Source organism: Psychrobacter sp. UBA3962 (genome assembly GCF_002385225.1).
GTDB lineage: Bacteria > Pseudomonadota > Gammaproteobacteria > Pseudomonadales > Moraxellaceae > Psychrobacter.
In genome coordinates, this window is record NZ_DGDC01000003.1 from 231,668 (window position 1) to 255,703 (window position 24,036).

Here is a 24,036-nt window from a genome sequence, read left to right on the forward strand (position 1 = left end):
ATTCTGATTAAAAGCCTGATAAATGATTAATATAAACCGTTTAAAACCCCAGATAAAACCTAGTAGTTATACCGACTATTTGTCCGAAGCCAACTACTGGTCACTTAGTGATGTGGAGTTTATGCAAACGGCTTTGGCTTTGGCCAAAAATGGGGCGCTGAAGGAAGAAGTTCCTGTTGGGGCAGTGTTAGTGCATGAGGGCCAGATTCTTGGAGAAGGGTTTAATCAGCCTATACTGAGCTGTGATCCCACCTCTCATGCCGAAATAGTGGCGCTTCGACAAGCCTGTAGCGGCATACAAAACTATAGATTGCCTGCGAATACAACGTTATATGTCACTTTGGAGCCCTGTACTATGTGCCTTGGGGCCTTAATACATGCTAGGTTGGAAAGGCTGGTATTTGCCACCCAAGAGCCGCGGGCAGGAATGGTGGGCAGTCAATTAAACTTAGCAGAAATGGATTTCTACAATCATAAAATTGAAGTAAGCGCTGGTTTATTGCAGCCTGAAAGCCAAAAAATATTGAAGTCTTTTTTTAGAGCTCGACGCAATAAAAAAAAGAAGTCAAATTTGTGTATAAATCGTTAATATTATCTAGTGGTGCGCTTCTATATTTGTTATAATCTTGCACTATTTGCGTTTACAGAGTTATTAATAGGCTTATATTTAAACTATTAATTAAAATTCTAATTTAAAAAACGCTAAAAACGCACTTGATTGGCAACAGTAGCCAGTTGTAATTAGTAAATAAACTTAGAGCTAGCAAACTTAATATAGCAGTAGGTGGTAAAAAAGATGAGTTTTCCTGTTATTACAATTGATGGCCCAAGTGGCGCAGGAAAAGGCACCCTTTGTTTGAAGCTGGCTCAAGCTTTGAATTACCGTTTACTAGATTCTGGCGCTCTTTACCGCATAGTTGGTTTAAAAGCGTTTGAAGCCGGTTTGTTATCGGATCAAGAATTGACCGCAGTAGACGAAGATAATATTGCCAAACTAACTGCGCAATTAGATATTCAATTTCTTCCACGAGACAGTGGTGAAGTTGATATTGTGGTCGATGGCACAAGTGTCGCTGGCGAGATAAGAAATGAAACCGTGGGTGGTTATGCATCACGAGTGGCTGCTTTACCCAAAGTAAGAACGGCATTATTAGAATTACAGCAGAATATGGCCAATCATTCAGGTCTTATCGCTGATGGTCGGGACATGGGAACCGTGGTATTCCCTAATGCGGATGCCAAAGTATATTTAACCGCCAGTGCCGAAGCCCGAGCAGATCGCCGAGTGGAACAGTTGAGGCAAGCGGGACAAAGTGCAGATTATGAAGCCATCTTAAGCAGCATTAAGCAGCGAGATGAGCGCGATGAGAATCGCAGCGTTGCTCCGTCAAAGCCGGCGGAGGATGCTTTACTGCTAGACAGCTCCCAATTGGATGCTGAAGAAGTTTATAGAACAATTAAAAAATTCTGCCAAACCAAGGGTATTTGTTTTAGCGAATAAGTTAAAATTAGCAAATAAGGCAGATTCCCAAACTTAGACTCATCTTTTGAGTTATTTAGTTTTGGTTGTCCTCTAACAAATTTTACGTTTTTTTCAAATGAAGATGAAAAGAGCAAAACCAGCGTCAATCTTTTATCTTCATTAACTTGAACCGTACTGTGCTGGACAGGATACGGCTATATTAAGGTAATCATAATGGAATCATTTGCTGAACTATTTGAAGCGAGTCTAGAAGAGCAGGGTCTTGATATTGAGCGTGGCTCAGTTATCAGCGGTGCTGTTGTAGCAATCGATAGCGATTGGATTACAGTTGACACTGGTTTGAAGTCTGAGGGTGTGGTAGCTCGTGAAGAGTTCTTAGACGAAAATGGCGAGCTTGAAGTAGCAGTGGGCGATAGCGTTGATGTTGTTGTTGAAGCTGTTGACAACGGTATGGGTCAAACCCTACTGTCACGTGAAAAAGCTAAACGTGTTGAAACATGGAATGCGCTTGAGAAACTATTTGAAGGCGATGAAATTGTTAAAGGTATCATCTCAAGCAAAGTAAAAGGTGGTTTTACTGTTGATGTTGGTTCAGTACGTGCTTTCTTACCAGGTTCATTAGTTGATGTTCGTCCAATCCGTGACACTACGCACCTTGAAGGCAAAGAACTAGAATTCAAAATTATTAAATTAGACCAAAAACGTAACAACGTAGTTGTTAGCCGTAAAGCGGTTATGGAAGCTGAGAACTCAGCTGAGCGTGAAGAGCTACTTAATAAGCTTGAAGAAGGTATCGAAGTTGAAGGTATCGTTAAAAACTTAACTGACTACGGTGCATTCGTAGACTTAGGTGGTATCGACGGTCTACTACACATCACTGATATGGCATGGCGCCGTATTAAGCACCCATCAGAAGTGGTTGAAGTGGGTCAAGACCTTAAAGTTAAAGTACTTAAGTTTGACCGTGAGCGCAACCGCGTAAGCCTAGGTCTAAAACAACTAGGTACAGATCCTTGGGATAACGTAAGCGGTACTTACCCAGTAGGTAGCATCGTTAAAGCTCGCGTAACTAACCTAACTGATTATGGTTGTTTCGCTGAAATCTCTGATGGTATCGAAGGTCTAGTACACGTTTCAGAAATGGATCACACTAACAAAAACATCCACCCATCTAAAGTGGTTCAGATTGGTGACGAAGTTGACGTTATGATCCTAGATATCGACGAAGAACGTCGTCGTATCAGCTTAGGTATCAAACAAACTCTACCAAACCCATGGGAAGAGTTCGACAAGAAGTATGACCGTGGCGATAAGCTAACTGGTACTATCAAGTCAATTACTGACTTCGGTATCTTTATCGGTCTTGACGGTGGTATCGATGGTCTAGTTCACCTATCTGATATCTCTTGGAATGAAGCTGGTGAAGAAGCTATCCGTAACTACAACAAAGGTGATACTGTTGAAGCTATGGTTCTATCAGTTGACGCTGAAGCTAACCGTATCAGCCTAGGTATCAAGCAGTTAAGCTCTGATCCATTCAACGAGTACTTAGTAGCTAACGACCGTGGTTCAATCGTAACTGGTACTGTTAAAGAAGTAGATGCTAAAGGCGCTACTATCACTTTAGCTGACGAAGTTGAAGGTTACTTACGTGCCTCTGAAATCCAGCGTGATAAAGTTGAAGATGCTACTAAACATCTAAACGAAGGCGATTCTGTTGAAGCGAAAATCATCAGCGTTGATCGTAAGTCACGTGGCATTAGCTTATCAATCAAAGCTAAAGATGAAGCTGAAGAGCGTCAAGCTATTAAAGAGCTTGGTAGCACTCAAGCTGCTCCAGAAGCGCAGCCAAAAACTATTGGTGACTTAATCAAAGAGCAAATGCAAGAAGACTAATCTTTGATAAATAATCAATAGCTATAAGCTGTTAAAAAAAGGAGTACCTTAGGGTACTCCTTTTTTATGGTCAGTTTTTATGACCAATTATTTGATATTATTCTATAAATTGAAATAATAGTTCCACAGATGCTGTAACTTATGATTTAATATCAACAGGCTATGAAATATGCTGACTTATAAAGCACAAGGTTTTCCTTAGGTTTAAAAGTCCTATTTTTGTAGTTCGTTTAGATAGCCATTATCATATCAATAATGGTCATTTGCTTATAAGGTTTTTAAAGGACTATAACTTTAAAGGTATTTCAACTAATAATTAAGGTCACAAGGATATGACGGAAGTTATAAATAAATCAGATTTAATTCAGGATGTCTCTGCGCGTTGCGACTATATCTCTGATGCAGAGGTTGATGAAGCAGTTAGAGAGATTATTGATTTACTTTCTGAAAAACTAATTGAAAATAATCGCATTGAAGTTAGAGGGTTTGGAACTTTTTGTTTACACCATCGTGATGCCAGACAGGGCCGTAATCCTAAAACTGGAGAAGCAGTTATGGTGCCGCAAAAATCTATTCCTCATTTTAAGCCAGGTAAAGCATTACGTGAAGGCGTTAATGATAAATGGATGTAAACGTAATAGGTTTAATGATATCCTGTAACCCTTACTTTTTATATGTTAATTACATTAGGTGTTTGACTTGAAAGCTCGATTTAGAAGATCATCACGCTTTACCCGTAACACTACTATCCTATTCACTCTTATCGCTTCACTGCCATTAGTTGCTTATGCAGCTGGGGGCAGTTCTGCTGATATTGCTATCCAAACCTCTGCTTACGGGGTTCACGTTGCCTTACTGATATTTTTCGTTGTAATGTCAGTATTTGTCTCTTTTATCTGTTCAGTATCTGAAGCCGCGATATTAACCATGACGCCCTCCTATGTGGCTTCTATCGCAGAAGAGAATCCCAAAAAATCGGCGATGTTAAAAGAGATTAAAATAGACAAAATTGATCAGTCTATTGCCGCTATTTTGACCTTAAATACAGTGGCGCATACCGTAGGGTCTTTAGGGGCAGGTGCTCAGGCTACAATTGTCTTTGGAAGTGAATGGTTTGGGGTATTCTCTGCACTCATGACCCTTTTAATCTTGATTGGTTCGGAAATTATCCCGAAAACTTTAGGAACTGTCTATTGGCGTAGCCTGTCTGGACCAGTAGCTTATTTTGTTAAAGCCATTATATTTTTACTATATCCTCTGATTTGGTTCTCAGAAAAGATTACTAAATTGCTAACTCGAGGTAAAAAAGCTCACACTTTTAGTCGCAATGAATTTGCTGCTTTAGCGAGTGTGGGTGAGCAGTCGGGTCAAATTGATCCTTTAGAGTCGCGAATTATTAGAAACCTTTTAGCCTTTGGGGCGATTAAGGTTGAAGATATTATGACGCCAAGATCAGTTATGCATGCCTTTGATCAGTCGATCACAGTGGCAGAACTACTGGCAAACCGACCCAAGCTTATGTTTTCTAGACTGCCCATTTATGATGAAGACTTGGATAAAGTCACAGGCTTCGTTTTAAAATCAGACATTTTATTGGCAAAAGCCAATAATCATATGGACAAACCGTTAGAGAGCTATAAGCGTGAAATTACTTTCGTATTCTCTAAGATGAAGTTGTTTGATTTACTAGATTTAATGCTCAATAGCCGTATTCATATTGCTATCACAGTAGGAGAGTATGGTGAGGTCAAAGGCTTAGTAACCTTAGAAGATGTGTTAGAGACGTTGCTAGGCTTAGAGATTGTTGACGAAGTCGATAGAGTAGAGGATATGCAAGCCTTGGCTCGTCAAATGATGCAACGCCGTTCAGCGCGTTTAGGTATGTTGGTTGAAAATGATGACAACAACGACGAGTAATCATGAGTAAAGATAAAGTGACTTACTTTAATTTGTGACTAAATATTACAAGCCGTTAATAATCAGCTAGGATAAGTCTACTTTAAATGTAGTAATATAAATAAGCTAGGCTAAGACATTTACAACAACAATAGCGACAGTCTTCAGCTTAAATTCACGAATATTACCTTAAGGAAATTATGATGAAGAGTTTATTTGGCTCTAGAAAATCTTTAGCTGGTGCTTTGGCTCCAGTAGCTATGATTGCTGCGGTTAGCTTTGTTGCGACTCCTGCCCAAGCAGCAATCAATGAAGCTGCTGTGCAAAATTATGCCACTCAAATGAAGCAAGCCGCTAACAGCAAAAATGTCAGCAAAGTCTCAAGCTTGGTGGCAGATGAAGCATTGATCTCACTATCGCGCCGCGGTAAAACTACCAGTTTAGATAAAGCGGCGTATTTAAAGTTATTGCAAGACAGTTGGTCAAAGTCTACTAACTATAGCTATGATATCTCTATCTCTAACATAGTGATCAGTGGCGAGCAGGCGAAGGCCGATGTCAAAACTGTAGAAACTTGGGTAAGAGATGGTCAACAACGCACGATGAGCACCACCTCTCGAGCTACTTTGAAATCTGACAATAATAACGCTGTACTTTTGAGAGCAGTTTCACAAGTTACGATTGAATAAAATACCCTGATTATCCGTTTCGAAAAAGTTTGTAATATTTACAAACTTTTTCGTTTTTTGTATTGATGAAAATACTGATATACTCAAGCGTTGAAAAGCTGTCTATTAGTTAAAGTTATTAGTAATGCCTGTATTTATTAAAAAACTATTACACTTCGCAGCAAGTTGTTTTTTTATCTACTTTTAAAATTTTATCTGCTTTTAAAGTTTATTGTATAAACTATAAAACCGTTTATTCACTTATCACTCTGGGTTGTTATTGTCATGAATTTTAGAAACACCACCATTCAATTTTGTAAGCTACCTTTAGTCATTGCTATAGGCTCAGCTGTCTTAGCTGGCTGTAATAGCACAGCACCGGTACAAGGTACACAACAGGTGACTCGAGTCCCCGTTGCACAAAATGAAGCGGTATCTAATGTTCCAGCTACCCGAGGATACAGCACTTCTTTATTAGATGATGAAAGCTTGGCAGAGCTAGAGAACTTATTGGAAGCCACCGACATGAAGATGGTGGAAGACGATAAGCTAGCCATTCAGCAGTATGGTAACTTATGGGATAGGATGCGTGCTGGATTCCGTATGAGCCAGAACTATGGTTATGGTCAGCAGCAAAGAATTGACGCTCAGAAGAACTGGTTTATTAGCCGTCAAGAATATATCAATCGTCTAACGGCCCGTGCGAGTCGTTATTTATATCACACTGTGCGTGAAGCTGAGCGTCGTAATATCCCAACAGAGCTGGCTTTATTGCCTGTCATTGAGAGTTCTTACGATCCAACGGGTACCAGTAACGCAGCGGCTGCAGGCTTATGGCAATTCATTCCAAGTACTGGTCGCATTTACGGTCTAACTCAGACCCCAACTTATGATGGGCGCCGCGATGTTATTGAATCAACGCGCGCAGCTTATGACTTCTTAACGTCACTACACAACCAATTTGGTAGCTGGGAGCTGGCTTTAGCCGCTTATAACGCGGGTCCTGGTCGGGTTCAAAAAGCCATTGATGCCAACCGTGCTAGAGGTCTGCCTACCGATTACTGGTCGCTTTCACTGCCTACTGAAACCATGCATTATGTACCTCGCTTCATGGCGGTGGCACAAATTGTGAAAGACACTGGTCAATACAGCATTTATTTACCGGCCATTGCGAACCGTCAGCATTTTAGAAGTGTGCCAGTCAACTATGGCGTAAGTTTAATGGAGGTGTCACAGTTAACTGGCGTGAGTTATGATGAGTTAAAAGCTCTAAACCCTTCTTTGAGCAGTGGCAGAGTGGACAGTGCAGGACCAAACCGTGTCATTATTCCTAACCAAGTTAACGTGGTAGTAGACTCTAAGCTAAGTAGTCTAAATGGCAGCGGTGGCACTATTTTAGCCAGCAACACAAACAATAGCTCTCCTTATAATATCCCTGATTCACAATATCAGGTGCTTTCAAAATCTCCTGAAGGTTTAGCAGAGTTTGCAAGTAAAGCGCGTGCTCCACAACAAAACAGTAGCTATATTGCCCCAACGCCTTCATTTTCACCAGGGGTGACTATAAGTGAACCCCCTATTAGTGCTAGTGAAAAGAAAAGAATTGAATCTGAGCTTGCGGCATCAAATACATTGCCAACTACTTCTGCTCAGTTGACTAAGAATGATACCATCGTCCAAGAGCCGCCTTTATCAGCAGAAGAAAAAAGCTTTATTTCACAACAGATTCGTCAGCAGTCTCCAGAAGTGGGCGAAGTAGTCAGCTCGGTTGATGGTAACATTAAACTTGAAGCCATTCAGACCCAGCAGTCTATCTTAGAGGCGCGTGGTGAAGAGAAGAAGATAAGCTTTGACCGTCCAAGCTCTTCACAACAGCAAACCACCCCACCAAAGCCAACGGGTACCCGTAGTACCTATACGGTACAGCGCGGCGATACCTTGGTTAATATTGCCTCACGAGCAGGCTTAAACTGGCGTGATATCGCAGATTGGAACCAAATTAATCCTAATTCTACCTTATTGGCAGGTACCAGTTTATACCTCTACAATGCTAAGCCAATTAAACCATTAGATACAGCGGTAGCCAAGCCTGATATCACTCAAGCTGACGCTCAACCAAATACCTATATCGTACGTCCAGGCGATACTTTAATCGGTACCGCTAATCGTGTGGGCCTAAGTGTCTCTCGTTTGGCCAGTTATAATGGTTTGCCAACCAATGCTCAGTTGCGTGCAGGTCAAAAGCTGTGGTTAATCCCAGGTATGGTTAAAACCAGTGAGACTAGCAGCAGCTCAAGTAGCTCTTCATCGGTCTATAGCGGTAAGACCCAATCTTATACCGTACAACGTGGAGAGGGCCTGATAGGGCTTGCATCACGCTTTAATATTCCAGTGACTACTTTAGCGGCAATGAATGACATGAGCCCCAATGAGCAGTTATTGGTAGGACAGCGTTTAACGGTACCTGCAGGATCAACAAGTTCAAGTAGCAGCGCTAGTTCATCAAGCTCATCAAGTAACAGTAAGACGAGTTCTTCAAGCGCTTATAGTGGTGAAACCACTAGCTATACTGTAAAAGCGGGTGAGACGCTGATCGGCATTGCTAATAGAATTGGTGTGCCTCATACCCAAATTGCTGAAATCAATAACTTCTCAGCGACCACTCAATTACAAAGGGGGCAACGTATTAAGTTACCTGCTAGTAAGCAGCAAGTCGCTCGCAGCTTGAATAATCAGACCATCAAATATAAGGTTCAGGCAGGGGATTCCTTAACCAATTTGGCTAGCCAGTACAATCTATCTGTTGCTGATCTTGCTAAAGCTAACAATCTAAGTGTTACTTCAAACTTATTGATAGGTCAGGTTATTACCATTCCAGGCAGTGGCTCAGCGGCTACGAGTAGTAGTGCCTCAAGTAGTAGTGCATCGAGTACTGCTCCTGCTACTCCTACACGTACCTCGGGTAGCTCAAAAGCGAACTATACGGGTACTTATAAGGTGAAAGCAGGAGATGGCTTAATTAACTTGGCTCGAGAGTATGGGGTGTCTACTGCTGAGTTGGCTGAAGCTAACAATATCAGCCCGACAGCAGGATTATTTGTTGGTCAAACCTTGAAGGTTCCAAGTACCAAAGCCAACACTAGCAGTGCTTCTTCTAGCTCTAATACCAGTAGCAGCGCTTCTAGTTCTAGCTCAGCACCTGCAGTGACGACGAGTGGTAATTACACCGTCAAATCTGGTGATTCATTGACTCGCTTGGCCAATCAATACGGTATGAGTGTTAGTCAGCTAGCCAGCGCCAATGGCTTAAAGAATAATGCTGATCTAAGAGTGGGTCAAAAGATTACTATTCCTGCTACTACCACCAGCTATAAGGTGAAATCTGGTGATAGCTTAATCGGCTTAGCGAAGAAGTATGGTATTACCCCAGAGAAATTAGCAGAAATGAACGGAATTAGCAGTACTGCCATGTTGCAACTGGGTCAGACCCTCAAGGTACCTGTTCAATAAGGTGCTATTAAGTCAATAAGTGGCTATTAAGCGCGTAACGTGTAAGCCATGACAACTTAGTAGGGCATAAGGCATAAAAAAAGAGCTCAGTTTAAAACTGTGCTCTTTTTTTATTTTTAACGGTATAGGGTATTTATAATTACAAGAAATGCTTAATTAAAAGGGTCTGTTTCAATAGGGCTGATATCAACTCCTAACCGTTTAAACCGTTTGCATCTTCAAGGACTCTAAATAGCTACGTATGTTGGTTACATAGTCCATGCACTGGACATAGCGAGAGTTCTGACTGGCATGGTCTGACATATAGGCGTATACATTTGACCAACTATTTGGGTTTTTGCCGTCTTTCTCGATTTTTTTCTGAATGCTTTTGACCGCATTGGGACCCATGTTATAAGAGGCCAAAGCAAACCATAGGCGGTCTGGATTGGGCACTTCTGCAAAAGCCTCTTTCATCTGCTCTAGATAACGAGCACCACCGCCAATACTTTGATAGGGGTCTACTCGGTCTGATACGCCCATGGCTTTAGCGGTATTATTGGTCAACATCATCAGACCACGTACCCCAGTGGGAGAGATGGCATTGGCATCCAAATGCGACTCTTGATAGCCCATGGCCACTAATAGCTGCCAGTCATGATTATAGGCGCTGGCTTGCTGCTGAAATGAGGACTTATAGCTTGGCAGATTAGCTGTTAAAGTTTGTTCAAAATGCTTACGGTTATAATCATCTTTTAATAAAGTTTGATCATAAAAATTGGCAATTTTGGTGGTATTGATTAACTGACCATCGTCACATAAGAAGTGACTGGCTTTTACCGCTAAAGGGTCAGTGCTGCTTCTAAAGCTCCAATTGGTTTTGGGATGAAGTCCATTGGCGACCAAGGTGCTGTCAAAGCCGCAGCTAATATTAATGGAGGCCACACCAGACTCGGTGCTTAGCTTGGTACTGGCTGTGGTTAGAGCCATATCAGCCTCACCTTCGCGTACTGCAGCTAATGCGTCAGCATCAGAGTCATATTGTTTTACTTTTAAATCAACGCCCAAATCATGAGCGTAGGAGCGAGCGATATCAAAGCCAAACCCATGCTCGAAGCGGTCTGTTGAAAAATAAGTACTATTACCTTTTACCGAAGCTAGGGTTAAAGTTTGCGAGGCCATAACGGTCTCGTAAGCTTCCGCCTGAGTGGTGAATAGCGCTGTGGTCAGACTTTTCGCTGGCAACGATAACAGAGCAATGCCAGAGATTTGCGCTAGCATTTTGGTCTTAGCAAACTTCTTGTTCGCTGCAGGACGTTTGAAATTAGGTAGACTACGATGTAGGGGAGTTAAAAAATGACGAACATTTTTAGAACGGTTTAAAGGTGTGGTAAATACATAAGATGAGATAGAATGGTTGTCTTTGCGATTTATCCAATTCGATAGTCGTTGCATGGATGGCTCCGTTGTCCAACTATCCACACTGTGTAGAGTTTAATACACCATTGTATTAAAGTCTCTTTAAGCCACAGTCATGAGCAATATAGACGTTATATACAGCTTTTAGCCATCAAGCTACCTAGGGCCATTCAGCATCAATAAAGCGGGCAAAAACACAAATAGCCCTTATTATTGATCATATAACGTTTGATTTATCAAAGACGATGTGTGAGTAAAGCTATAGCTTATACCCTTTTGAAAAATCAAAAATATTGCTAACAAGACGAATTAAAGCACTCCTAAGCTAAATACCATAACTCATATCAATTTATGGTAAAGCCCATCCAGATATAAAGCAGCCGCTGTCTTGTCTCAACAAACGGCTAACTCTATAAATATAGGGTTTATGACCCAGTATTGAATATATTTAAATAAAAATATGTCTTTCTAAACTTACCAATACTGGATGGATTTAATGTTTGTTAAATCCGTTGTCACTTCTCTTAGGTTTACTTTTAATTATTGATTTAAGCGCTGACTATATAAGCTATATTTAATTAACTTATATGGTCAGTGCTAGACATCAACAATCACAAACCTACTTAAATAAAATCCCGCTCAACCCCGAGGCTCTAAGATAAGTACGTCATTTTATAATTTATAAGAGACAGTACCTTATGAAGCCAAGTGTCGAGATGTAATTTTATTTAAGCCAGGCTAAACCCGCGCTTGCGATAGTTTATTAAATTTGGCGGTCTTATCTTAATTATATTGTGCTATTAAGATAAAAATTCAACATTAAATCGCCAATTACTGATGAAAATATCAAAAGTTACCAACAATTGTTGATTTAATGAGGGGCGTCACATTTAGAAAGGCGCATATTATACTAAAAATTAGGTTTCAGGTATGTATGATAATATTTATCAGCTCATTCTAATTTTTTAATAGAGCTACATAAATGCTATTCCATAAGCTCTAGCCGCACAAATCTCAGATCATATAAATCACAGGTAAATAAGATCAAGTTAAGCAGGGTTAGGGTCATCAACAAAGCTAACTTGCACTCCCAAAGTGCTTTCAATCACCTCTCCTAAAGCTTGGATGCCGCCCATTTCGGTTGCATGATGACCACAAGCCAGATAATCAATTCCTAACTCTCGGGCTGAATGCGTAGTACGCTCTGAAATTTCTCCAGAGATATACAATTGACAGCCCATATTGGCAGCTTGTTCAATCATGTCTTGGGCGCCGCCAGTGCAGATCCCCACCTTTGAAATTACTGAGTTACCAGCACTAATATGGGTGGGGGTTCGCTGTAGTTTTTCACTAACTTTTTTAATAAAGTCTTCAATAGAGATAGGATCACACTGGGCAATATTCCCCACCGGATGCTTTTCATCTGGGTATAAGGCACCCATAATTTGTAGATCCAAAAGATTTGCCAGCACTGCATTATTACCAATGACTGGATGAGCATCTAGGGGTAGGTGGTAGGCCAGTAAGGAGATATGGTTTTGCAGTAGGCTACGGATACGTTTGCCCTTCATACCCGTTAGTGGCTCAGGCTCACCCTTCCAAAAATAGCCATGATGTACCAATATAGCGTCAGCGTTTTGCTCGATAGCCGCATCAATAAGATTTTGAGTAGCGGTAACTCCGGTAATGATTTTTTTGATAGGAGCATCAGCATCTACCTGTAAACCATTAGGGCAGTAGTCTTTAAATTCTTTGGCTTTTAGGTAATCATTGCACCATTGCTCGAGGGCTATTGGGCTTAGTTCGGTCATTACAAACTCCTTAATTAGAAATACTGTGTTAATAAATTTTCAATCAAATAATAAAGGACTTAACTTAGAATTATTTTATAAAATGAGCCGTTCAAAATGGGCTTAGTGGGCTACAAGTAACATGAATTGAACAATATAGCGGTGAAAAATAGAAAGGGGTGGGACAGTAAATGGCTAACAAATGTTAAACTAATACCATTTTAAGTGATTCTTAATCCATTAAACCATCTAAATATCCACCATCGCCTTAAAACGTAAAATATTGGTTGTCGCTAAAGTCATCTAAATTTATTTAAGGTTTGGTGTTCGTGCTATTTGCACGTTTTGACATTGAGGAGTGACATGTCTGCATCATCAAAAACCAGCGTTATCTGGAAGATTCTACCCTGGTTATTATTGATCGCTGTATTAGCAGCATTTATCTGGGTCTATATTGGGCAAAAAACCAGTCAACAACCCGCTTGGGAGCCGCCACGTAATGAGTCTGACTCTATTGCGCTAAACACCGGTAGAAACTCTGATAAGCCTGAGCCTATTGTGTCATATCATAATGCGGTTGCTAAGGCGTCACGCTCGGTAGTTAATATCTATACTACGCAGACCATTCAAAACCCTTATATGAATGATCCTATCTTGCGTCGTTTCTATGAGTTTCATGGCCAAAATCCTCAAGCTGGTCAAGAGACCAACTTAGGCTCAGGGGTGATTGTCTCAAAAGATGGCTATATTGTAACCAATGCTCATGTGATTGCCAAAGCGGATGAGATTGTTGTGGCACTTAATGATGGCCGTAAAGCTGTGGCTACAGTAGTGGGCACTGATCCTGACAGTGATTTGGCGGTTATTAAAGTCGACATGACAGGACTAGAGCCTTTGGCATTTAGAGAAACGCCTATTGAAGTAGGCGATGTGGCCCTGGCCATTGGTAACCCCTTCGGTGTGGGACAAACCGTGACTCAAGGTATCATCTCAGCTACAGGACGTACCGGTCTCGGGGTTAACACTTTTGAAGACTTTATCCAAACTGATGCAGCCATTAACCCAGGTAACTCCGGTGGCGCCTTAGTAGATGCTCGCGGTGAATTGGTGGGGATTAATACCCTAATATTCTCACGCTCAGGCGGCTCTATGGGGATTGGCTTTGCGATTCCAACCGCTTTAGTAGAACAAGTTATGAATGCCATTATCAAAGATGGTAAAGTCAGTCGTGGCTGGCTAGGTATCGAAGTACTGTCTCAGCTGCGCGATCCTTCACAACTTGAAACTACCACAGGGGTGGTAGTGCGTAACATTATCCCAGGTAGCCCTGCTGCTAAAAGTGGGCTGAAGGTAGGCGATGTTATTCTATCTATCGATGGGGTAGAGATGACCGATTCTAACGCACTGATTCAGCATGTCGCTCGCAAAATGCCTAATAGTGTATTGAAGGTACAAGTGGTACGCGGTTCAGAAAACATGAATATTGATATAGCTTTGGCGGAACGTCCTACCCAAACTGATGTGGTAGCGCCTATGGAAATGCCAACAGATCCAGAGCTGTTAGTTGAGCCTGAAAATGGACCCCCATTAACAGATGAGCAACGCGCCCAGCTTAGAGAAGAGTTGATTGAATTATTTGAAAATGGGGCCCGACCAAAAGTAGACCCGTTACCGCAATAACATTTTGTGAGTAGCTGAAAAGTTAAAGCTATAAGTACAAAAAAGTCCGCTATAAGGCGGACTTTTTTTTGGCTTTATAATTTTATATTTCTTTGTTTTATACAGTATATAGCCAGGCTATTACTTGACTTCTTTTAGATGAATCAATCCTTTGACTTTGCAACAGCAGGCAAGAATCTCTCCTTGCTCAATCATTGCTAAAGGGGGCTCTGCATAAGTCACTGGAAAGGAGGCGTGGCTCAAGGTAACCCGGCAGCTACCGCAATAGCCTTCACGACATTGATAATTAATATCATGCCCAGTACGTAATAAACCATCCAATAAAGTTTCATCATCATGCAGATAAAAACGTTTTTTTGAGGTAAATACCCAAGTCATAGTATTGAGTCACTTATTAATTGTTTATTTATAGAGTGATGCGTCTTAGCTTAGATAAAAAAATAGGGCAAAAAAGCGTGCGGTCATTTTCACAACAACGGCACGCTATTTTAAATAAGTTATTAAGCCTGTCGTCTCGATAGCCCTAACATGCTTATTACTTCTATCGAAAATTATAGTTCGAAATCATCAAAATCACTGTCTGATAAATCAGAATCAATCTGACCTACTAAGTAGGAGCTGATTTCTGTCTCTTGTGGCGCAACTTGAACGTTGTCAGAGGATAACCAAGTATTGATCCAAGGAATAGGGTTGCTCTTAGACTCTGGGAAGATGCCAGGTAGACCCACAGCTTCCATGCGTAAGTTGGTAATGTACTCGACATACTGACACAAGATGTCTTTGTTCAGACCAATCATAGAACCATCTTTGAATAGGTAGCCGGCCCATTCTTTTTCTTGTTCTGCTGCTTTACGGAAGATATCGATACTCTCTTCATAGCACTCTTCAGCAATTTCAGCCATTTCTGGATCATCTTTACCTGAGGCTAAGATGTTAATCATGTGCTGAGTACTGGTTAAATGTAGCGCTTCATCACGGGCAATAAGCTTAATAATTTTGGCATTACCTTCCATTAGCTTACGCTCAGCGAAGGCGAACGAGCAAGCAAATGACACATAGAAGCGAATGGCTTCTAGGACGTTAACCGCCATCAAGCATAGGTACAGCTGTTTTTTTAGTTTTCTTAAGTCAACATACTTCTCTTCACCATTAACGATATGAGTGCCTGGACCCAATAAGCTATATAGCTGTGAATGTTGGTACAAATCGTCATAGAAGAAAGCAATGTCTGAGGCACGTTGTAGGATATGCTCGTTCTCCATAATATCGTCGAATACCACACCAGGATCGTTAACGATATTACGGATAATATGAGTATAACTGCGAGAGTGAATGGTCTCTGAGAATGACCAGGTCTCGATCCAGGTTTCAAGCTCAGGGATAGAAACCAGTGGCAACAGCACCACGTTTGGGCTGCGACCTTGAATCGAATCAAGCAAAGTTTGATACTTTAAGTTACTGATAAAGATATGTTGTTCATGGCTCGATAAATTACTGTAATCGATACGGTCTTTTGAAACATCAACTTCCTCTGGGCGCCAGAAAAATGACAACTGCTTCTCAATTAGCTGTTCAAAAATAGGATGCTTTTGTTGGTCATAGCGCGCCACGTTTACGGGCTGACCAAAGAACATCGGCTCTTTGAGCTGATCATTTGGAGTTTGGCAAAAAATTGAGTACGTCATGATTCTACCTTTTATATTTATGAGAAGTTTTAAGTTTTAATAGGCAGCTGCGATAAAGTCGGATAGATTTTATCGCATAGTAGAGTTACAAAACTTAATGAGTAAAAGTGTTTTTTATATCCGAAATAACCCCCTTAACTTAAGGGGGTATTTCATTTAATTAACCATTGCTAGCTACGTAGGCTTTGAAATATTAAAGCTTACACGCACCGCTGGCACAGCCGTCATCGATATCGGCTTGAGCATCGTTAGCCCCATCACGAGTGTTGTGATAGTAGAGGGTCTTAACGCCCAGTTTATAAGCGGTCAACAAGTCTTTTAGCAGTACTTTCATTGGCACACGGTTGCCTTCAAAGCGGGTTGGGTCATAGTTGGTATTGGCAGAGATACTCTGATCAATAAACTTCTGCATAACCGCTACCAGCTTTAAGTAGCCATCATTATTTGGCATTTGCCACAACAGCTCGTAGTTGTCTCTTAAGTTTAAGATATCAGGCACTACTTGCTTTAAGATACCATCTTTTGATGCTTTCACAGACACTAGACCACGAGGTGGCTCAATACCATTAGTTGCGTTGGCGATCTGACTTGAAGTCTCAGAAGGCATTAACGCTGATAGAGTAGAGTTACGTAGGCCGTGCTCCTTAATCTCACTACGCAAGGCTTCCCAGTCCAACTGCAATGGCTCATTACATACTTGGTCTAAGTCAGACTTATAGGTATCAATCGGTAAGATACCTTGTGAATAAGTGGTCTCATTGAAGGCAGGACACGCGCCTTTTTCTTTCGCCAACTTGTTCGATGCTTTTAGTAAATAGTACTGTAGCGCTTCAAACGTTTGATGGGTTAAGCCCAGTGCTGAACCGTCTGAGTATTTCACTCCATTTTTGGCCAAGTAGTAAGCGTAGTTAATCACACCAACCCCTAGGGTACGGCGGTTCATACTGCCGTTTTCAGCGGCTTTAACCGGATAGTCTTGGTAATCTAATAGGGCATCCAAAGCACGTACGATTAACTCTGCTGGCTCTTCAATGTCTTTTAGGTCTTCAACTTCACCTAAGTTCACCGCAGATAAAGTACAAAGAGCGATTTCACCTTTTTCATCATTGATGTTATCTAGTGGCTTAGTCGGTAGGGCAATTTCCATACATAAGTTTGACTGACGGATAGGGGCCACACTTGGGTCAAACGGACTGTGGGTGTTACAGTGGTCAACGTTTTGGATGTAGATACGACCGGTGCTGGCACGCTCTTGCATTAATAAGCTGAATAAGTCGGCGGCAGGAACATGGCGCTTACGGATATTCTCATCTTGCTCATACTTGGTGTATAGCTCTTCGAACTTGTCTTGATCCGCGAAGAAAGCTTCGTATAGACCGGGCACGTCTGATGGTGAGAATAAGGCAATGTCTTGGCCTTTAATCAAGCGGGTATAAAGAGTACGGTTGATTTGCACCCCGTAGTCCATGTGACGTACACGGTTGTCTTCTACACCACGGTTGTTTTTTAGTACCAGTAGTGACTCTACTTCTAAGTGCCACAATGGATAGAATAGGGTCGCTGCACCCCCACGGACGCCGCCTTGAGAGCAGCACTTAACCGCAGTTTGGAATAGCTTATAGAAGGGGATACAGCCAGTGTGCTGTGCTTCACCGCCACGGATAGGGCTACCTAGGGCACGGATGTTACCAGCGTTGATACCAATACCGGCGCGTTGTGATACGTAACGTACAATAGCGCTGGTAGTAGCGTTAATAGAATCCAGGCTGTCACCACACTCAATCAGTACACAAGAGCTGAATTGGCGTGATGGGGTGCGCACACCTGCCATGATTGGAGTAGGTAGTGAAATCTTGAAAGTAGAGGCAGCGTCATAAAAGCGTTTGACGTAGTCCATACGTTCAGACTTATCGTAAGAGGCAAACAGACACATACCCACTAGCACGTATAAGAACTGAGGGCTTTCGTAAACCTTCTTGGTAACACGGTCTTGTACCAAGTATTTACCAGCCATTTGCTCAGCAGCAGCATAAGCTAGAGTCATGTCACGCCAGTGATCGATATACTCGTTTAGCTCGTCAAACTCTTCACGAGAGTAGTCTTGCAAGATATGCTGATCATATTTGCCAGACTCAGTTAAGTTGACCACATGGTCGTATAGATGGGGCGGCTCAAATTGATTGTAGGCAATCTTACGTAAGTGGAAAATCGCCAAACGGGCAGCCAAATACTGATAGTCTGGAGTGTCTTCTGAAATAAGATCTGCTGCCGCTTTTATGATGGTTTCATGAATATCACGAGTCTTAATGCCATCATAAAACTGGATATGAGATTTTAGTTCTACTTGAGAAACGGAGACGTTATCCAATCCTTCTGCGGCCCAAGTGATGACCTTATGGATTTTATCTAAATCGATTGGCTCCAGGCGGCCGTCTCGTTTCATTACTTTAATATTATCCATATTTGTCATTGCTGTCTCCGCTAGTTATTGCTCAGTGACACGATTATATCGTCTCACCACTAAAAAATATTACCTGGTACCTATAGTGCCTGTGTTTCAGATAAAACACAAGATATAGGGTGGTTTCTATGATGTAGGCACAATATAAAGGAAAAAAAGAAAATTTACTATCTTGACAAAGCGGCAGTTACTAGTTCAATTGAGAGAATTGAAATGAATAATTAGCCATGAAAAATGCTTGCAAATTTGCAACTACCGATAGGCTATTGCTTAGCGGTTATGTCAAGAAATTTAGTGGCTAAAAAAAGCTGAAAAAAACTTTTTTTACTAAATTGTAAACGAGAGTAAACGGGTTTAGATTTGTTCAGGTAAAAGTTTTAACCTGTAAATTAATTCAGTTTGAGTGGCTAAAATAGAACCTAAATAAAATCCAAATAAAAAGAGCAGGGAGGATGCCTGCTCTTTTTTTTAGCTATATTTTGAAGCTATGTTTTGGAAGTTCAGCCGTGGCTAATAAATAAAATAGTGACTCAGTTAATGTATTGTAGACTGTAGACGTAAAATATTTACACCACAGTACGAACTGTTTTTGCCTTGTCTAGAGCCGCATAAAGCTCATTCACTTGGTCTGCTTCGGTAAAGTATAACTTGGCACGGACTGAAGTGAAACGGCCGGTACTTGATTTTTTCACGGTTAGACTCTCAGTATCAAAGTCAGGAAACTGAGTACCTAAAATAAGCTTAACCTCATTCAGTAGAGTGTCATGCTCACCTTCGTGGCCAATAATACTCATAGGGTAGTCCATTGGGAATTCCCATAAGTGTAGATTTTGGATATCGGTCTTTTTGGCAAAAGGATTTCTGTTAAGAGTTAAGCTTTGAGTCATATCAATTTTTTTGTTAGCCATAATTGGCATCTCCCATTGTTTTTAAAGTATAAAAAAAGCTGAGAACCCCCAGCTTTTTTTAGTGAATAAGTAATGGTGTGGCTAATACTTAGTCATTTTCTAAAAATGAGCGTAGGTGCTCAGAGCGTGAAGGATGGCGTAGCTTACGTAAAGCTTTGGCCTCAATCTGACGGATACGCTCACGGGTAACATCAAACTGCTTACCGACCTCTTCTAGAGTATGATCGGTTGGCATATCAATACCAAAACGCATACGCAGTACTTTGGCTTCACGTTCTGTTAGATTACTCAACACATCACGAGTGGCTTCTTGTAGGCCGGCTGAAGTAGCATCTTCAACAGGGCTTGAGATGGTTTGGTCCTCAATAAAGTCGCCTAAGTGTGAATCTTCATCGTCACCGATTGGTGTTTCCATAGATATGGGCTCTTTGGCAATTTTCAAGACTTTACGAACCTTGCCTTCATCCATCTCTAAACGTTCGCCTAATTCCTCAGGAGTAGGTTCACGGCCCATCTCTTGTAGCAACTGACGCGATACACGGTTTATTTTGTTTATGGTTTCAATCATGTGTACCGGGATACGAATAGTACGAGCCTGGTCAGCGATTGAACGGGTAATGGCCTGACGAATCCACCAAGTGGCATAAGTTGAGAATTTATAACCACGGCGGTACTCAAACTTGTCTACAGCTTTCATCAAACCAATGTTACCTTCTTGAATTAAATCCAAGAACTGCAAACCACGGTTGGTATATTTTTTGGCGATAGAGATTACCAGACGTAAGTTGGCTTCAACCATTTCTTTTTTGGCACGGCGCGCTTTTGCTTCCCCAATGGCCATACGGCGAGCGACTTCTTTCATCTCGCTGATTTGCATGCCGAGTCTGTTTTCATGGTCTTTGATACGGCGCTGTAATACCACCACATCATCAACCACTTTGGCTAAGCTCTCAGCAAATTTAGGATTGCCTTTTAGACGGTCGGTTAGCCAATCAACGTTGGTTTCGTTGCTTGGGAAGGTCTTACGGAATTCAGCACGTGGCATTTTACCGCGGCGGATAACCAAACGCATGATTTGACGCTCTTGTTTACGCACATCATCATACACATCATGCATGATAGCCATTACGTTATCAGACATACGGTTATTAAGCTTTAATAGCATAAAGCGATCGGCCATTTTGGCATAGGCTTCTTCCGCTTGCGGACTACCACGACCATACTCTTCTAAAGCTTGTTTGGCAGTAGTGAATAACTCGCGAATCTCTTCGACACGCTGACGCACAAGCTCTGGATCTAGACCACCAGCCTCTTCTGCTTCTTCTTCCTCTTCTTCCTCAGCGTCTTCTTCCTCGTCATCATCCACATCTTTGGCTTTAGATTTGGTGGTAATAACGGGTACTTTTTCTTCGTCTTCTTCAACCGGCTCAAGCTCTTCTGGATCTAAGAAACCAGTGATAACGTCAGAAAGCTTCTTCTCGCCAGCTTCTACTAGGTCATATTCATCAAGAATAAACTGTACAGTGCCAGGCCAGTAAGCCATAGCATGCTGCACATCACGGATACCTTCTTCAATACGCTTAGCGATAACGATCTCGCCTTCGCGGGTTAACAAATCAACGGTACCCATTTCACGCATGTACATACGCACAGGGTCAGTGGTGCGGCCTGGTTCAGTTTCTACAGCGGCTAATACAGCGGCTGCTTCGTCAGTGGCCATTTCATCATCATTGGCCCCATCGTTCATCAAGATATCATCAGCATCTGGTGCTGATTCAAAAATTTTAATACCAACATCCGTAAGCATTTGAACGATGTCTTCAATTTGGTCGCTTTCGGTAATTGAGGCGGGAAGTTGGTCGTTCACCTCAGCATAAGTCAAATAGCCTTGCTCTTTACCCATTTGAATTAGGGTGGCTAGTTGAGAGGTAGATTGAGAGGCTGCCTTATCGGTCATAATATCTCGCTTGCAATAGAAGATGTGGGTTAAAGGTAGAGTGGGGGTGCATTCGCTTTTTAGTAGGCCAGATTGTTGTCTTATTGTTTTAGTTTTTGCAAAAGCTATTTACTGTAGGTTGAGCAACCAAATCTGCAGCCAAAGATTAAAAGATTTTAGTCCGATATTATAACATAATATCCAAATCAGCACCGCAAATACGACCCTCAGTGAGAAAAACTAACGCTGATAGGGGGTTAATATTTGCTTAGGTACTACCCGGTGATACTAATGATATGGGGCCATCCCCCGATTTTTAAAGCCTTAGGGCTCATTGTTTGCGTAAACAATAGGTTAATAAAGTTTTTAAAAGCCAAATACGCCACCTTAAGCCATCTTACTTGACTGCTCAGCCTGTTGCTGCTTGGACCAATTCAGTAAGGTCTGGCGTTGGCGGTTTAGATAGGAGGTAATAATAATATTTTTAAATTGTGACATTTGTTTTGATAGGGCTTGTAGCATCAGCTGAACCAATAAATCATCGAACAGCTCATCGACATCAATGATACCGCGCTTATTTAAATTGGACCAAAAAGGAAACCAGCGCTTAGCTAAGGTATGCTGCTGATTGGCCGGTAAATTGGCTAGGATGAAATGGGCAGCGGCATTGGTATCTTTGGGTAGATGAGGTGCCAGAGCGTTTATGGTCTCAGTGAGCTGCACCAAGCTAGGACTGTCAAAATCCTGCCAACTTGGTAGAGGCGGTGGCTGAATAGCTCCTTTAGCGGGAGACTTAATGGCAGAGTCAGAAACTTTGGCTGTTGGCTTGACAGGCGCCTTAGCAGAAGCTTTATCAGCATCAGTACTATTCTTATTTTTTTGTTTTGGGCGTGGAGGATACAGTTCAATATCTGCCACGCCAGACTCTTGCCATATGCGTGCGATAGGGTCTTCTTGCATTAAATTTGGTGAAAACAGCAAGCACAGCTCAAGCATGCGGCTGACCGTCATGTCGCTATCAAAATCTAACAATACATCATGAGCTGAGTTCTTTTGACCTTTTCGGCCCCCCAGTTTTTGATAGATGTCATTGTTAAGCAAGTATTTAAAGCTTGAGCCCTTGGGCAAGTTATTGGTCAACTGCCTAACTTGAGACATCAGTTTGGCTTTACCTTCAGCCAAGCTTAAATCATATCTCTCACTTAAGTAGGCGAAAATATATTGTGACAAAGGCATGGCATTTTTGATCTGCTCACGCATGGCCTCCACGCCTTGTAAGGCAATATAAGTATCTGGGTCGTGTCCACCAGGCAATGTTAAAAAGCGCAGCTCTTTGTCATCACTTAGCACGGGTAAAGCAACCTCTAGAGTACGCCATGCGGCTTTTTGACCCGCACTATCCCCATCAAAACATAAAGTTAGGGTAGGGTTTAATTGCAATAAACGCGAGATTTGGCTTTCATTAATGGCCGTTCCCATAGAAGCAACCGCGCCGTAGATACCTGCTTGATATAGAGCAATGACATCCATGTAACCTTCGACCACTAACCAGTCGTTGGCTCTATGTTGCCTAGACTCATAATAGCCATAAAGCACATGCTGCTTATGGAAGATAGGGGAGTCGCTAGAGTTGATATATTTAGGGTTTACCTCATTGTCTAGGGCACGTCCGGCAAACGCGATTACTCGGCCTTGATTGTCTCGAATGGGGAAAATAACTCGATCACGCAGCAAATCATAACCCCGTCCTTTTTCAGAATTACGCACCAAGCCCAAAGCTTTAAGACCCTCTATATCTCGAGGGAAAGCTTGCTCTAAATGTTGCCAGCCGCTTGGAGCATAGCCCAACTTAAACTCATCGATAATGCTATCGGTTAAACCCCGCTCTTTAAAATAAGCCATGGCCCGTGAGTTATTACGCAAGTTGTACTGATAAAACTCACTGATACTCATCAATAGGTCATACAGATCCCCTTCTTGACTATCTTGTTGACTGTCTTGAGGCTGGCTGTAGGGAGCACCGGAATGATAGTCAGGGGCAGAGCCCATGTCAGGGTCAAAGTGGGCAATGTCTTCAGGATAGAAGCCTGAATTCCAGTCGGCAGGAGGCGCAGAGTTATAATAGCTGGCCTCATCGAAGTAGCCGGTACTGTCATCAGAGACAGGGGCCGAGTTAGGGCTATTCGAGCTGCTATTACTTAGATTGTTATTATTATTAGGCCCATTATTAGTCTGAAAGGTAATGCTACTACCGTTTGAATTACTTGAGCTACTTGTCGTAGAAGGTGCTTTAGGCTGTGCGACTGGCGGCTGAGGTGGTGGTGGCGCACTTTTCTTGGGCGTTCTTTTATAGCGTAAATTTCTATTGTCTTCTTTGGGTATTTCGATGCCTGTCTGACGTGAAAGCTCTGTTACGGCCTCCATAAAGGTTTGGTTTTCGTAGTCACGCAAAAAGCTAATGGCATTGCCACCCACACCGCAACCAAAGCAGTTATAGACGTTTTTTTGGGGATTGACATAAAAAGAGGGGGTTTTTTCACCGTGAAAAGGGCAGTTGCCTTTAAACTCTTTTCCGGCGCGTTTTAAAGTAGTGTGCTTCCCAATAATCCCTACCAGATCGGCTTGGCTATTTAGTTGATCAAGAATATGGTTAGGGATGCTCATAATTGCGTTTGGCCTTACCAAATAAAAACGGATTCTTTAGACGGATAAGCCACTTTAAAGG

Annotated in this window: 16 protein-coding genes; 8 read left to right on the top strand and 8 right to left on the bottom strand. The window is 41.9% G+C overall.

Going from position 1 to position 24,036, the window contains the following annotated elements:
• Window positions 1–22: 22 nt before the first annotated feature.
• The 7 genes from tadA (at window position 23) to B3S92_RS01400 (ending at window position 9,453) form a co-directional block, all read left to right on the top strand.
• A complete protein-coding gene (tadA, locus tag B3S92_RS01370; RefSeq protein ID WP_296202033.1) occupies window positions 23–589 on the top strand; it encodes a tRNA adenosine(34) deaminase TadA in 567 nt (188 codons plus the stop codon).
• A gap of 207 nt (window positions 590–796) precedes the next feature.
• Window positions 797–1,501, top strand: a complete 705-nt coding sequence (cmk, locus tag B3S92_RS01375) for a (d)CMP kinase (RefSeq protein WP_296202034.1) — start codon at window positions 797–799, stop codon at window positions 1,499–1,501.
• A 195-nt stretch (window positions 1,502–1,696) separates the two neighbouring features.
• Window positions 1,697–3,379 carry a 30S ribosomal protein S1 gene (rpsA, locus tag B3S92_RS01380; RefSeq protein ID WP_077451631.1) on the top strand — a complete coding sequence of 561 codons (1,683 nt, stop codon included), beginning with the start codon at window positions 1,697–1,699 and terminating at the stop codon, window positions 3,377–3,379.
• Between the two features lie 332 nt (window positions 3,380–3,711).
• Window positions 3,712–4,011 carry an integration host factor subunit beta gene (locus tag B3S92_RS01385; RefSeq protein WP_296202036.1) on the top strand — a complete coding sequence of 100 codons (300 nt, stop codon included), beginning with the start codon at window positions 3,712–3,714 and terminating at the stop codon, window positions 4,009–4,011.
• A gap of 67 nt (window positions 4,012–4,078) precedes the next feature.
• Complete coding sequence (locus tag B3S92_RS01390) at window positions 4,079–5,296, top strand: CNNM domain-containing protein (protein WP_244156639.1); 1,218 nt, start codon at window positions 4,079–4,081, stop codon at window positions 5,294–5,296.
• Window positions 5,297–5,475: 179 nt separating this feature from the next.
• On the top strand, window positions 5,476–5,964 hold the full coding sequence (locus B3S92_RS01395) for a hypothetical protein (RefSeq protein ID WP_095532612.1): 489 nt from the start codon (window positions 5,476–5,478) through the stop codon (window positions 5,962–5,964).
• Between the two features lie 264 nt (window positions 5,965–6,228).
• Entirely contained in the window at window positions 6,229–9,453 is a 3,225-nt protein-coding gene (locus tag B3S92_RS01400) for a lytic transglycosylase (protein WP_296202040.1), read from the top strand.
• Window positions 9,454–9,654: 201 nt separating this feature from the next.
• Here B3S92_RS01400 and B3S92_RS01405 read toward each other — a convergent pair whose 3' ends face one another.
• Complete coding sequence (locus tag B3S92_RS01405) at window positions 9,655–10,887, bottom strand: transglycosylase SLT domain-containing protein (protein ID WP_296202041.1); 1,233 nt, start codon at window positions 10,885–10,887, stop codon at window positions 9,655–9,657.
• Window positions 10,888–11,900: 1,013 nt separating this feature from the next.
• Complete coding sequence (locus tag B3S92_RS01410) at window positions 11,901–12,662, bottom strand: Nif3-like dinuclear metal center hexameric protein (protein WP_296202044.1); 762 nt, start codon at window positions 12,660–12,662, stop codon at window positions 11,901–11,903.
• A 342-nt stretch (window positions 12,663–13,004) separates the two neighbouring features.
• On the opposite strand from B3S92_RS01410, the gene B3S92_RS01415 reads away from it, so the two are divergent.
• Window positions 13,005–14,321 (top strand): S1C family serine protease, encoded by a 1,317-nt coding sequence (locus B3S92_RS01415; RefSeq protein WP_296202046.1) that lies wholly within the window; start codon window positions 13,005–13,007, stop codon window positions 14,319–14,321.
• A 120-nt stretch (window positions 14,322–14,441) separates the two neighbouring features.
• Here the strand turns inward: B3S92_RS01415 and yfaE are convergent, their stop codons facing one another.
• From yfaE to dnaG, 6 genes are all read right to left on the bottom strand, one after another.
• Window positions 14,442–14,699 carry a class I ribonucleotide reductase maintenance protein YfaE gene (gene yfaE / locus B3S92_RS01420; RefSeq protein ID WP_077451480.1) on the bottom strand — a complete coding sequence of 86 codons (258 nt, stop codon included), beginning with the start codon at window positions 14,697–14,699 and terminating at the stop codon, window positions 14,442–14,444.
• A gap of 173 nt (window positions 14,700–14,872) precedes the next feature.
• Window positions 14,873–16,006 carry a class Ia ribonucleoside-diphosphate reductase subunit beta gene (nrdB, locus tag B3S92_RS01425; protein ID WP_296202047.1) on the bottom strand — a complete coding sequence of 378 codons (1,134 nt, stop codon included), beginning with the start codon at window positions 16,004–16,006 and terminating at the stop codon, window positions 14,873–14,875.
• A 193-nt stretch (window positions 16,007–16,199) separates the two neighbouring features.
• Window positions 16,200–18,476 (bottom strand): class 1a ribonucleoside-diphosphate reductase subunit alpha, encoded by a 2,277-nt coding sequence (nrdA, locus tag B3S92_RS01430; RefSeq protein ID WP_296202048.1) that lies wholly within the window; start codon window positions 18,474–18,476, stop codon window positions 16,200–16,202.
• 557 nt (window positions 18,477–19,033) lie between these two features.
• Entirely contained in the window at window positions 19,034–19,354 is a 321-nt protein-coding gene (locus tag B3S92_RS01435; protein ID WP_244156618.1) for a DUF493 domain-containing protein, read from the bottom strand.
• Window positions 19,355–19,463: 109 nt separating this feature from the next.
• Complete coding sequence (rpoD, locus tag B3S92_RS01440; RefSeq protein WP_296202050.1) at window positions 19,464–21,332, bottom strand: RNA polymerase sigma factor RpoD; 1,869 nt, start codon at window positions 21,330–21,332, stop codon at window positions 19,464–19,466.
• 366 nt (window positions 21,333–21,698) lie between these two features.
• Window positions 21,699–23,975: a DNA primase gene (gene dnaG, locus B3S92_RS01445; protein ID WP_296202051.1), complete on the bottom strand. Its 2,277-nt coding sequence runs from the start codon at window positions 23,973–23,975 to the stop codon at window positions 21,699–21,701.
• Between the last annotated feature and the right edge of the window lie 61 nt (window positions 23,976–24,036).